Here is a 12,429-nt window from a genome sequence, read left to right on the forward strand (position 1 = left end):
CGGACGGGCCCACCCCGACCCGGCCGGGATGTGTTGCTGAAGTCGGAGAGGTCGTGTTGCAGCCATGACTGGCGAGGGTGCCGCAGGCGGCGAGCGAGCCGGACCCGAAGACCCGCTCGTTCCACTGGCCGCTGCGCTGCGCGAGTACGCGGTGTTCACGCTCGATCCGGAAGGCACGGTGACCAGCTGGAACCCCGGTGCCGAGCGAATCAAGGGCTATCGTGCGGAAGAGATCATCGGGCGGCACTTCTCGGTGTTCTGCACTCCGGAGCAGATCGCTGCAGGTAGGCCGGCCCGGACACTGGCCAAGGCCGCCGAGGTCGGAAGCCACGTGGACGAGGACTGGCGTGTCCGCAAGGACGGCACCAGGTTCTGGGCCCATGTGGTGGTCACCGCTCTGTGGACAAGCAGCGGCACATTGCGCGGATTCGCCAAGTTCACCCGCGACGACACCGAGTACCGTGCGCGGCTGGAGCGGTTGAGCAGGCGATTCACCGACCTGTTCGAGCTCGCCCCGGTGGGGATCGCCCTGTTCGATCCTTCCGGGCGGGTGGTCGAAGCCAATCCCGCACTGTGCGAACTGCTCGGTTACTCCCAGCACGAGATGTGCGGAAAGATCGACACGGAGTTGATTCATCCGGACGACCAGGACGGGCTGCTGATTCCCCGAACATCGGAATCCGGTACCTCCGGCGCGGGCAGGGACGTCTCGCAGCGGATGCTTTCCCGTTCCGATGGGAGAGCGGTGCACTGCGAACCGCATATCACACGATCGGTGCGAGAAACCGGCAGCGACTTCTGGTTGGTGGTGTTCCAGGACGTCACCGAGCGGTACCGGCAGGCCGAAGCACTGCGCTACCGGGCCACCCACGATGAACTGACCGGACTGCTGAACCGTACGGCGGTCGACGAGCTGTTCAACGGGATCGATCTCGAGCGGGCGGCAGTGCTGTATTGCGATATCGACAACTTCCAGCGGATCAACGATTCGCTCGGCCACGAGGCAGGCGACGAGTTGATCGTCAACCTGGCCAGGCGTCTGAAAGCGGGACTGCCGGACTGGTGGTCGATCGCCCGCCCTCCCGGCGACGAGTACTTGATCATCTGCCCGGACGTCTCCGCTGCGGGTGGCATCGACGCGGTGGTCAGCACGGTATCGGACCTGCTGTACACGACGGTGTCCCTACGGGGACAACTCATCCGGGTATCGGCGTCGATCGGGGTCGCGGTCGCCGGTACGTCCGATGGTGGGCATGAGGACCTCGTGCGGTTCGCCGGCGCGGCCGTGCTCGAGGCGAAGCGAGGTCCCGAACGTATTTCGCTGGCAGGGCCCGGCCTGATCACCTCGGTGGATCGGCAGCTGCAGATGGAAGAGCAGTTGCGCACGGCGATCGAGTCCGACGAGCTGGCGTTGCACTATCAACCGGTCGTGATTTCGGACGGGGCCATCGTCGGGGCAGAGGCGCTGGTGCGGTGGCCGCATCCGCAGCACGGTCTGCTCACCCCGGACGTGTTCCTCCCGATAGCCGAACGAGGCGATCTGCTCCGTGACCTGGACTGCTGGGTACTGCACACGGCGCTGAGCGAGGCAGCGTGCTGGCCCACTCCTTCCGGGCAGCCGTTGAATATCGGGGTGAATCTGGCGGGGCTGGTACCCGGCTACCCGAATTTCGCCGAGTCGGTGACCTCACTTGTCGCCGACAGCGGTATTGGCTGGCATCGCGTGGTACTGGAGCTGGTCGAGACCTCGCTGATCGACTTGCCGCCGCTGTGCAGGATCGCGATGAGCGATCTGGTCGACCGCGGTCTGCGATTCGCCGTGGACGATTTCGGGGTCGGGTACTCGTCGCTGGTCCGGCTCAAGGAACTCCCGATCCGGGTCATCAAGATCGACCGCCGGTTCGTCTCCGGCATCGAGTCCACTCCCTCGAGTCTCGCGATGGTCAGGGCCATCAACGACATGGCGCACGCCATGGGTTATGGCTGCATAGCAGAAGGCGTGGAGACGGTCACCCAGCTCGATTTGCTCCGCGAAGTCGGTGTGGAGCGCTACCAGGGCTGGTTGTTCTCCCGCGCTGTCCCGGCCCCGGATTTCCGTGCGCTTCTGGAAAGCGGTCCGCTGCAGCCGGTCGAACCGGATTGAGGTGGCGGTCATCGGCCGGGTCACGCATCGAGCAGAGTCATCAACCTCGTCACCGTTGCCCAGTTGCGTGCGGTTGTCCTGGCATCCGGCCGCGCCAGCTTGGGAGCCAGCTCGCTGCCCGCAAGCCCGTCGGGAGTGTGCAGAAGCAGCGTCCGCCCCATGACGTGCAGCAGGGCGATGTGTGTGGGCATGAGCGGATTCCGCCGCACAGGGCCGGCCGCCCCTCTTCGTGCATGAGTCGGCCATCCTCGCCGGGCGGCGGTGCAGGTGGCCGAGTGGGGCGAGGCGCGTCATCGTGGGAGCAGCGGCAAGACCCGGCCGGTGGCTTCTCGAGTGGAGATCCGCCGGGCGGCACGTTGCCGCGGGAGGGAGGTCATGAGCGTGCATCCGCAGCCCCGGACGCTCGTCAGGTCATCGCGTCGCGGCCTGGCCAGGTGTCTTCAGCGCGCACAGCTTCGCCGCTACCTCGCGTCGACGAGCATGCCGAAGCTGCACCTCGGTGCGGGACACAACCACCTCGACGGCTGGCTGAACACCGACCGCGATGTCGACTCCGGCACGGTGATGCTCGACGTCGCACAGTCCTTCCCGCTTCCGAGCGGAGCGTTCCACTGCGTGTTCTCCGAACATCTCATCGAACACCTCCCGTACGCGACCGGCGTGGCGATGCTGCGGGAATGTCGACGCGTGCTCGCCCCCGGCGGCTGGATCCGGATGGCAACCCCGGACCTGGGCGCGATCGTGTCCGTCCTCGACGGAAGCGGTGGGCAGCTCGGCGAGCGTTACGCCGCCTGGCTCGCGGACTCGTACTTCCCGGACGCACCCGGTTCCGCCGCGACGTTCGCCGTCAACCAGGTCATGCGGGGATGGGGTCACCGGTTCGTCTACGACGAGGCGACCCTGCGGGCGACGCTGGAGGCGGTCGGATTCACCGACGTTCAGCGGTGTTCCTTCCGGGACAGTGCCAACCCGGCCCTGGTGGGCCTGGAAGACCACGGCGTCGCCGACGGCAATGCGGAAATGACTCGCTTCGAAACGATGAGTCTCGAGGCCCGCCTGCCTGCGTGACCTCGGCGCGAAAAAGGCCCATGCGGAGCGAATCAAGCTCGCTGCCCTGGTCCTTCGCTGTTGGAGCGGGTGACGGGGATCGTGGGAACCGGCGCCGATGCTCGGTCGCTCTCGAGTCGGCGCACCGCCGCAGTCGGATGTCACCTCGCTCTGAGATCCAACACATCGAATAGGTATTGCGGGGATCCAGCTACGCTGAGTTCTGATAATGTGCGCGATCGTAACCGACTCGGGGGAGTGACCATGACAGACAGCGGCGCGGGGTTCGGCGTCGACCTGTATCGCTTGGAGAAGGCCGCCAAGAATCATCTACCGACGGTATCCATGGTTTACGACAAGGCAATCGGCAAGAGTTGCGTGAAAGTGAATTCGCCGCACGGGCCACCGAGGCCGCGACCTTCCTGATCGAGGACCACCAGGTAAAGATGGACGAGTTGAAGGCACGGTACTACGGATGATCGGGCGCGCGTTACGGATCGCTGCTTTGTTGATGGTGGGCCTCGGGCTGGTGACGGCACGTGGTTCCTCGGACGGGCCCCGCGAGCTGTCGATGAACGACGTGAAACCGTGCGATCTGATCTCCCAGTCCTCCCGGCAGCGGTTACAGGTAAGTACAGAATCGCAGAAACTTAATTCCGTTCCAGGTGTTGATGTGGAAGGTAATACCTGTTTTTGTCGCGTGAGCACCGGGAACAGCGTGTATGTCAGCACAATAACCAATCACGGAATCGACCGGTGGATAAACAGTTCTTCGAACGTGCGAGATTCCAAGAGATTCCGCGCATTCAGGGGTTTCGCGCGATCAAGGTGTGGTACGAAACCGACCGTCCGGACCCGAACCACAGGTGCAGGGTCTACGTTGATGTGGTCGGCGGTCAGTCGCTGCGAGTCGAGGTCGACGAGTCCTTCGTGAAGGGGATCCGCCGACCTGCGACACGGCACGCCGATACGCCGAAGCGGCGATGAAGACACTCGCTGACGGCGAGTAGTCAATGGGCTGCGGTCTCGGTGGCAGTGTCGGCATGGTCACCGAGCACCGCGAGGGCCGTTCGGTGGACGAGGGCGACGGGGGAAGACGAGGACGGTGACGGGTCGGCTGGAGCCGACGAGAGCTCGTAATGGCCCATATCGGCCCGAGCGGTCCTGTGATACGCAGAAGGGGCGTTCCCGATGATCCGGGAGCACCCCTCATGCGCTGCTAAAACTCTGTTGGAGCGGGTGACGGGGATCGAACCCGCGTTCTCAGCTTGGGAAGCTGATGTTCTGCCATTGAACTACACCCGCACTGCCTTCTGCGGCACTGAACAGCCTAGCACGGACACTACCGAAGATCGGCAGGCCCCGGGGTGGCTCCGGGGGCGGATACGTCGGGTCCTGCACTGCGCGGATACGCTGGTCCCGTGCTGCTGAGTGACCGCGACCTGCGCAAAGAGCTCGACGAGGGTCGGCTCGAACTGGATCCGTTCGACGTCTCGCTGATCCAGCCGTCGAGCATCGACGTGCGGCTCGACCGGTTCTTCCGGGTGTTCGACAACAGCAAGTACACCCACATCGACCCCTCCCGGCAGCAGGACGAGTTGACCTCGCTGGTCGAGAACACCGACGACGACCCGTTCGTGCTGCATCCCGGTGAGTTCGTGCTCGGCTCCACCTTCGAGGTCGTGCGCCTGCCCGATGATCTCGCGGGCCGCCTGGAGGGCAAGTCCTCACTGGGCCGCCTCGGCTTGCTGACGCACTCCACCGCGGGATTCATCGATCCCGGCTTCAGCGGCCACATCACGCTCGAGCTGTCCAACGTGGCGAACCTGCCGATCACCCTGTGGCCGGGTATGAAGATCGGGCAGCTCTGCCTGTTCCGCCTGTCGAGCCCCGCCGAGTATCCCTACGGGTCGAAACAGGCCGGCTCGCGCTATCAGGGCCAGCGCGGTCCCACACCTTCGCGCGCGTACCTGAACTTCGCCCGAATCGACACCCGGCGCTGATTCTCCCCGGACTTCTTCGGTTTTCTCCGCCCACTACGGGACTCTCCTGTTGAACAGGATTCATGCTGTTCAGAAACCCTCGAGTATCGATTCAGTCACCGACTGTTTCTGTACCCGTCACAGTGAGCAGCATCACGCTGAATCGAGGAAGTCAACACGGGTCAACGTGATTTAACTTATCCGAAACCCGGCGCTCCACAAACGGTCATGCAAAGAGGCGACCGGCGATCGGGTGCAGGAGTATTCGATGTCGTTAACGCAGCCACGAGGTGGTTCCACCGACCACCTCGGGCACGTGGTGATGATTGCAGGCGCCGCAGCGCTCGGTGGGTTCCTGTTCGGCTACGACACTTCGGTGATCAACGGTGCCGTGCAGTCGATCCAAGCCGAATTCCAGGTGGGCGCGGCCATTACCGGTGTGACCGTGGCGGCGGCTCTGCTGGGCTCGGCCGTGGGAGCAGGGATCGCGGGCGGCCTGGCCAACCGGATCGGCCGGATTCGGGTGATGCAGACCGCTGCCCTGCTGTTCATCGCCAGTGCCATCGGTTCGGCCATGCCCTTCACCATCTGGGATCTCGCCATCTGGCGTGTCGTGGGCGGTATAGCTGTGGGTATCGCCTCGATGATCGGCCCGGCCTACATCGCCGAGGTCGCTCCCGCTGCCTATCGTGGTCGCCTCGGTTCCCTGCAGCAGCTGGCGATCGTGCTGGGCATCGCCATATCCCAACTCGTCAACTACGCCCTGGCCGCCTCGGCGGGCGGTAGCGCCTCCGCCCAGCTCGGGCCGTTGGACACCTGGCAGTGGATGCTGGCCGTCGAAGCCGTCCCCGCCCTGATCTACCTCGTGGTCTCCTCGGTGATTCCGGAGTCGCCGCGCTACCTCGTGGCCACCGGAAAGATCGATCGTGCCCGCAGCGTCATCGCCAAGATCGAAACCGGCGATCCCGACGACAAGATCACCGAGATTCGCGATGCTCTCGGCGGCGAGCGGAAGCCGAGGCTCAGCGACCTGCGTGGACGGCTCGGCCTGCTGCCGGTGGTGTGGGTCGGCATGGCGATCGCCGCCCTGCAGCAGTTCGTCGGGATCAACGTCATCTTCTACTACTCGGCCTCGCTGTGGCAGTCCGTCGGCGTCAATGCGAGCAACTCGCTGCTGCTGAGCCTGTTCACCTCGATCGTGAACATCATCGGTACGTTCATCGCGATCGCGCTGGTCGACAAGGTCGGCCGCAAGCCACTGCTGATCGTCGGCTCGACCGGAATGACGATCGCCCTCGCGATCACCGGTTGGTCGTTCAGCCACGCCAATGTCGTGGGCGAGAACGCGCAGCTGCCGTTCCAGTGGGGTGTGGCCGCACTGCTGTCGGCGAGCGCCTTCGTGCTGTTCTTCGCAGGCTCCTGGGGTGTCGTGATGTGGGTGCTGCTCGGCGAGATGTTCCCGCCGCGCATCCGTGCTGCCGCGCTCGCACTCGGCACGGCGACCAACTGGATCGCGAACTGGCTGGTCACCGTCAGCTTCCCGGTCATGCGGGACTGGAACCTGCCCGCGACCTATTACATCTACGCGGGCTTCGCCTTCCTGTCGCTGGTGCTCGTCATGCGCTACCTGAAGGAGACCAAGGGCCGCTCCCTGGAGGAGATGGGTACCTGAGGTGCCGTGCACGGGTGGCGGCCGTAGTGGTCCCGGCGGCCGCCACCCCTTTCGGTCGGGCTCGCACCGGTCGGCTCAGACCCACACCAGGGCGAGGCCGAAAATCGGGCCGTACAGGGCTGCGGCACCGTCTGCCGAGTCGAACAGGCCGAACTGGGAACAGCGATCGGGACCCTCCCGCCAGTGCATGATGCTCCGTTCTCGGATTCCATGCCCCAGATCCGGACGCGTTGCGGATCACCCTCTCCGGTTTCCTCGTCGATCTCGACGAGTCCGAACACTCGTGGCTTCATGGGATGCCTTCCGTTGTCGGTTCCTCCGTGGCATCGAGTTTCCGAGCGGGAATTCGAGATCGGGAGCCGTGCTGATGGGATCGCCGAAAGCGGGAATCCCGGTTTCGGGTTCCCGCTGCGATCATGGAGTGATCACCGCTACTCGGGAGATCGCTCAATGGCAGCACGGACAAGCCCCACGTTCCGTCGTAGGCAGCTCGCGCGCAGGGTGCGCTGCCTGCGCGAACAGGCCGGGCTGACGCAGGAACGAGCCGCCGCCGAGCTGGACATGTCCACCAGCGCACTCAGCCGCAAGGAAACCGGCGAAGCAACGACCTCGGTGCACGAGGCACGATCCATGATGGATCTCTACGACGTCCACGACCCCGGCCTGCTCGACCTTGCCCGCACGGCCAGCCGGAAAGGGTGGTGGCGTGCCTACGGTATCGAAGACCGCGGCTACGTCGACCTGGAAACCGAAGCCTGCACCGTGCGAGACTTCCAGGTCACGAACATTCCGGGTCTGCTGCAGACGGAGAGTTACGCGCGGGCACTGCTCAAGTCGGGTCGTCTTGCCGGTTCGAATCGGCAGATCGAGAACGATGTAGCAGTGAGAATAGATCCGTCGCCAACGACTGGCTGAAGACATTCCGGTTCAGCTCAGTGCCATCATTGACGAGGCTGCGCTATGGCGGCGGGTCGGTGGACAAGTGGTTGCGCGCGAGCAGCTGTGTTATCTACTGGAGCAGGCTGAGCTTGCGAATGTCACCCTTCAAGTCCTTCCGCTCGACTCGGGTGCACACAGCGGGATGAACGGTGCCTTCACTTTGCTCGAGTTTCCCGATCCCAGCGACCCGGGAGTGCTCTACGTCGAGTATCCGACTGGCTCGCTACACGTGGAAAAGGACACGGAAGTAGCAGCAGGTAGGCTTGCCTTCGATGCTCTACATTCCGAGGCTCTTGACGTGATCGAGTCGAAGTCGCTGATCAGGAATCTCTCGGAGAAGCTCTAAGGAGAAGCCATGCCGACTGTGGACATGTCTGCTGTGACGTGGCGGAAGAGCGCACGTAGCGGTAATCACGGGAGCGGTGGTAACTGCGTCGAGGTCGCGTTCACCGGGCCTGCGGTGGCGGTGCGGGACTCGAAGGAGCCCGAGCGCGGGGCACTGGCCTTCACGCCACAGGCGTGGTCGGCGTTCCTGGCGAGCCTGCGCTGAACGATACCGCGCACATGAATTCGAAGGAGCCGAACATATTAAGATCATTGGGTGATCGATCCCGCTGTTCGGCAGGCTTTTGTCGACGAGTCGTTCCACGAAGCGGCCATCGACGGGTTCTACGTACTGGCGGCAGTGGTCTTCGAGGCAGCCACCCATGAGGCCGTACGTACCGCTATGCACGAGCTGCGGGGCAAGCGTGGCACCGGCAAGCTGCACTGGAACGAGATGGACACCCAGCAGCGGCACGCTGCTACCAAGACCGTGGCTGATCTTGAGGGATTCCACATTGTCACCATCGGTGCTCCCGTGCCGGGGAGACGCCAGGAGCGCGCCCGCTCAGCCTGCTTGAACCGCTTGGTCGCCGAGCTGCACGGCTATGAGGTGACCCAGTTGTTCATGGAGAGTCGTACTCAGTCGTTGAACAAGCGCGATATCGACACGGTGCGCGGTGCCCGTTACGCCCTTCCCAAAGGCACGCTTTTTCACATCGACCACATACCCGGCAAGCAAGACGCACTGTTTTGGGCCGCCGATATCGTGGCCGGTGCGGTGCGCGCTCACCGTGAAGGTATTGAAGACTACCGTCGGCTGCTCGACGAGTGCCTCTACGAGGTAGAGGTCATGACCGATTGCTGATCGGTCTTGTGCATGCGTAAGGCCAGGGTCCCGGTCTGCCCCAGGTGCACCTGGCCTTGCGTCTCGCCCGGCACCCACGATGTCAGGCTCCTCATCATCATAGCTCATGCGTTCGCACAACTGCGATGCCACACAGCACCACTGTTGCCCGGGATCATGGCGCGGTAGGTCAGTGAAGTCCGGGCATGCGACGCTGGCCTCCACGCCACAGGCGTGGTCGGCGTTCCTGGCGAGCCTGCGCTGAGCCGACCCGGTTCTCCGGCGAACTCAGTCCTCCAGCAGTTCGGCGGGGTCGAAGGACAGCGGGAACGGCACCTCGGTGGTGAACGTGCTGCCCGCCAGCGCCTTGGCGTGTACGCGGTAGTCGCCCTTGTCGAGACGCATTAGCACGATCTCCGCGTGCCGGTGCGCGTAGGAGACCTCCACCTGCATGAAGTACTCGATCCCGGCTGCGGCGCACAGGGCGGGCTTGTCGATGCGGTCGGCCTTGCGGCTCGACGGGGAGACACACTCGCCGACCAGCAGAACCTGCTCCGGCGGGATCCAGACCTGCCCCCGGGCGGGTTGTTTCAGCACCGCGAAGTCAGGCTGAATCCAGCGCTTCGGCCCGAGCTGGATATTCAGCGTGGTGTAGGCGCCCCCTCCCGCGCTATGCGCCGGTTTACGGAGCCGCACGAAGATCTCGTCGGCGGCATGGATGTTCGCGGAACCTTCGTAGGGGCTCAAGATCAGCTTTCCGTCCAGGCACTCGTACTTCGCCGGGGGCATCCCGGGAATCGGTAGGTACCGGTCGGCGAGCTCAGGGGTCCACAGTCCGTGCAGCTCGACCAGCGGGTCGAACTCGTCCGGGTCGTACGCCGGTGCGGCCACGGTCATCACCCCTCCCGTCACCACAGTACTCATGGGTCCATGATCCCGGCATCGGTGACATCACCGCCGAAATCCGGTGATCTTCACCCGAACGTGTGAAAATATCGCCGCTTACACGAAGAGGGGCGGACCCGGGTGGATCCGCCCCTCGTTCATGTGTATCGCTGTGTGTCTCGGCCCGAGTTTTTCACCCGATTGTGTGATCTTTTTGCAGTTTCGCGCGAAACTGCAAAAAGATCACACGAGGATCAGCCGTTTGTCTTGTCCTCCTGCGGAAGTGTGGTGCCGGTGGGTTCGACGTCGGTGGGGACATCGGCCTTGCCGTCGGCCTCGGCCTCCCCGCCGATCTCGGTACCACCGGGCTGCTCGGCCGAAGCACCGTCGGTGCCGCGTTTGACGCTGGACAGCAGCAGCTGGGCGACGTCGACGACCTCGACGTTGTCCGAGGCGGCCTGTTCGTTCTGTCGGGTGGTGAGGCCGTCGGTGAGCATCACCTTGCAGAACGGGCAGCCGGTGGCGACCTTCGACGGCGCGGTCCCGAGGGCCTCGTCCACGCGCTCGTTGTTGATGCGCTTACCGGTCTTTTCCTCCATCCACATGCGCGCGCCGCCGGCACCGCAGCACATCGCGCGGTCGGCGTGCCGGGGCATCTCGCGGAAGGAGGCGCCCGAGGCGTTGACCAGCTCGCGCGGCGGCTCGTAGACCTTGTTGTGGCGGCCGATGTAGCAGGGGTCGTGGTAGGTGACGTCCTCGGCGATCGGGGCGACCGGCGTGAGTCGCTTCTCGCGGACCAGCTTGTTCAGCAGCTGGGTGTGGTGCACCACCTCGTAGTTGCCGCCGAGCTGGGTGTACTCGTTGGCGAGGCTGTTGAAGCAGTGCGCGCAGGTGGCCACGATCTTGCGCTTGCCCGGCTCGCGGCCCTCGAACACCGAGTTGAGGGTCTCGACGTTCTGCTGGGCCAGCATCTGGAAGACGAACTCGTTGCCGGCACGGCGTGCCGGGTCGCCGGTGCAGGTCTCCTCCGGGCCGAGTACCCGGTAGTTGACCCCGGCGATGTGCAGCAGCTCGGCCACGGCACGGCTGGTCTTTTTCGCACGGTCCTCGAACGCACCTGCGCAGCCGACCCAGAACAGGTACTCGACGTCGTCGTCGAGCTCCCCGTCGGCCACCGGGACCTCGAAGTCGAGGTCCTCGGTCCAGGCCAGCCGGTCCTTGGCGTTCTGGCCCCACGGGTTGCCCTTGTTCTCGAGGTTTTTGAACATCCCACCGAGCTCGGTCGGGAAGTTCGACTCGATCATCACCTGGTAGCGGCGCATGTCGACGATGTGGTCGACGTGCTCGATGTCGACCGGGCACTGCTCCACACAGGCACCGCAGCTGGTGCAGGCCCACAGCACCTCGGGATCGATGACCCCGGCTTCCTCCGGACCGCCGACCAGGGGCCGCTCGGCCTCGGCCAGCGCGAGCGCGTCGATCTTGCCCAGGCGTTGCTCGGCATCCTCACCGGTGATGCCGACCTCGTCGCCTGCCATGTCCTTGCTGCCCCCGGCCAGCAGATAGGGGGCCTTGGCGTGCGCGTGGTCGCGCAGGCTGGTGACCAGCATCTTCGGCGACAGCGGCTTGGCCGTGTTCCAGGCCGGGCACTGGTCCTGGCAGCGGCCGCACTCGGTGCAGGTGGTGAAGTCCAGCCAGCCCTTCCAGGAGAAGTCCTCGACCTTGCCCGCACCGAAGACGTCCTCGTCCGGATCGGCCTCCTCGAAGTCGAGTTCCTTGCCGCCGCTCATCATCGGCTTGAGCGGGCCGAGTGCGGTCCGCTCCGGATCCCGCTTGAAGTAGATGTTGAAGAACGCGGTGAACCGGTGCCAGGCCACACCCATCGTGAGGTTCGCCGAAATCACGATCAACCAGATCATCGCCGAGAGGATCTTGAACGCGGCGAAGACCGACACGGCCGCGGCACTGGCGGGCAGGACGCCGCCCAGCGCGTAGGTCACCGGAGAGGACCATACCGGGGCGTGGAACAGTCCCGAGGACTCCTTGAACGCGCGCAGCCCCAGGATGCCCACACCTTCGAGGATCACCACGGCCTCGACGAAGTAGGCCTGCCAGAAGTTGGAGCCGGCAAAGCGCGACACCCGGCCCGCGCGGCGCGGGTGGTTGAGTTGGCGTACCCCGATCAGCCAGAAGCCGCCGAGGATCGTGGTAATGCCGAGAATCTCGATGAGCAGGTTCCACGGGCCGAACCCACCGAGGAAGGGGAACTCGAAGGACGGGAAGAGCACTTCACCGTAGGCTTCGAGCACGCTCAGGCTCAAACCAACGAAACCGAGCATGACGAACCAGTGGGCGATGCCCACGTGGGTCAGCTTGAGCATCTTGGTGTGCCCGAGAACTTCTTTCAGCATATTGCCGAACCGGGGACCGAACGGTCCCTTCCGGTCCGGATCCGGTTGTCCGAGTCGGATGGAAGCGACCATCCGCCGCACGGCCCTGACGACCATCACCACCGCGACAACGGTCACGGCCAGACAGATCAGGCCCAGGACGAGCTGTAGCGCACCCATGCTCGCGGCCTCCTGTTCGCAGG

At 64.6% G+C, this 12,429-nt stretch carries 11 protein-coding genes and 1 tRNA gene; 8 read left to right on the top strand and 4 right to left on the bottom strand.

Annotation, left to right across the window (positions count from 1 at the left end; genetic code table 11):
* Positions 1 to 64: 64 nt before the first annotated feature.
* A complete protein-coding gene (locus JOF55_RS11270; RefSeq protein WP_310273286.1) occupies positions 65 to 2,143 on the top strand; it encodes a putative bifunctional diguanylate cyclase/phosphodiesterase in 2,079 nt (692 codons plus the stop codon).
* A 20-nt stretch (positions 2,144 to 2,163) separates the two neighbouring features.
* Here JOF55_RS11270 and JOF55_RS11275 read toward each other — a convergent pair whose 3' ends face one another.
* Positions 2,164 to 2,334: a hypothetical protein gene (locus JOF55_RS11275; RefSeq protein WP_310273289.1), complete on the bottom strand. Its 171-nt coding sequence runs from the start codon at positions 2,332 to 2,334 to the stop codon at positions 2,164 to 2,166.
* Positions 2,335 to 2,518: 184 nt separating this feature from the next.
* On the opposite strand from JOF55_RS11275, the gene JOF55_RS11280 reads away from it, so the two are divergent.
* The gene (locus JOF55_RS11280) at positions 2,519 to 3,211 is read left to right on the top strand and encodes a class I SAM-dependent methyltransferase (protein ID WP_310273291.1); all 693 of its coding nucleotides are present in this window, start codon (positions 2,519 to 2,521) and stop codon (positions 3,209 to 3,211) included.
* Between the two features lie 1,210 nt (positions 3,212 to 4,421).
* Here the strand turns inward: JOF55_RS11280 and JOF55_RS11285 are convergent.
* Positions 4,422 to 4,495, bottom strand: a tRNA-Gly gene (locus JOF55_RS11285).
* A gap of 116 nt (positions 4,496 to 4,611) precedes the next feature.
* Here JOF55_RS11285 and dcd point away from each other — a divergent pair.
* From dcd to JOF55_RS11315, 6 genes are all read left to right on the top strand, one after another.
* A complete protein-coding gene (dcd, locus tag JOF55_RS11290) occupies positions 4,612 to 5,193 on the top strand; it encodes a dCTP deaminase (protein ID WP_310273293.1) in 582 nt (193 codons plus the stop codon).
* Positions 5,194 to 5,440: 247 nt separating this feature from the next.
* A complete protein-coding gene (locus tag JOF55_RS11295; RefSeq protein WP_310273294.1) occupies positions 5,441 to 6,844 on the top strand; it encodes a sugar porter family MFS transporter in 1,404 nt (467 codons plus the stop codon).
* A 450-nt stretch (positions 6,845 to 7,294) separates the two neighbouring features.
* Complete coding sequence (locus tag JOF55_RS11300) at positions 7,295 to 7,759, top strand: Scr1 family TA system antitoxin-like transcriptional regulator (RefSeq protein WP_310273296.1); 465 nt, start codon at positions 7,295 to 7,297, stop codon at positions 7,757 to 7,759.
* A 28-nt stretch (positions 7,760 to 7,787) separates the two neighbouring features.
* Positions 7,788 to 8,129 carry a DUF5753 domain-containing protein gene (locus tag JOF55_RS11305; RefSeq protein WP_310278336.1) on the top strand — a complete coding sequence of 114 codons (342 nt, stop codon included), beginning with the start codon at positions 7,788 to 7,790 and terminating at the stop codon, positions 8,127 to 8,129.
* Positions 8,130 to 8,138: 9 nt separating this feature from the next.
* On the top strand, positions 8,139 to 8,333 hold the full coding sequence (locus tag JOF55_RS11310; RefSeq protein ID WP_310273299.1) for a DUF397 domain-containing protein: 195 nt from the start codon (positions 8,139 to 8,141) through the stop codon (positions 8,331 to 8,333).
* Between the two features lie 51 nt (positions 8,334 to 8,384).
* Entirely contained in the window at positions 8,385 to 8,972 is a 588-nt protein-coding gene (locus JOF55_RS11315; protein WP_310273302.1) for a DUF3800 domain-containing protein, read from the top strand.
* Positions 8,973 to 9,239: 267 nt separating this feature from the next.
* Here JOF55_RS11315 and JOF55_RS11320 read toward each other — a convergent pair whose 3' ends face one another.
* The gene (locus JOF55_RS11320) at positions 9,240 to 9,875 is read right to left on the bottom strand and encodes a Uma2 family endonuclease (RefSeq protein WP_310273305.1); all 636 of its coding nucleotides are present in this window, start codon (positions 9,873 to 9,875) and stop codon (positions 9,240 to 9,242) included.
* A gap of 215 nt (positions 9,876 to 10,090) precedes the next feature.
* Entirely contained in the window at positions 10,091 to 12,406 is a 2,316-nt protein-coding gene (locus JOF55_RS11325; RefSeq protein ID WP_310273308.1) for a heterodisulfide reductase-related iron-sulfur binding cluster, read from the bottom strand.
* Positions 12,407 to 12,429: the final 23 nt, after the last annotated feature.

Origin of the sequence: Haloactinomyces albus (assembly GCF_031458135.1) — a bacterium.
Classification (GTDB): Bacteria; Actinomycetota; Actinomycetes; order Mycobacteriales; family Pseudonocardiaceae; genus Haloactinomyces; species Haloactinomyces albus.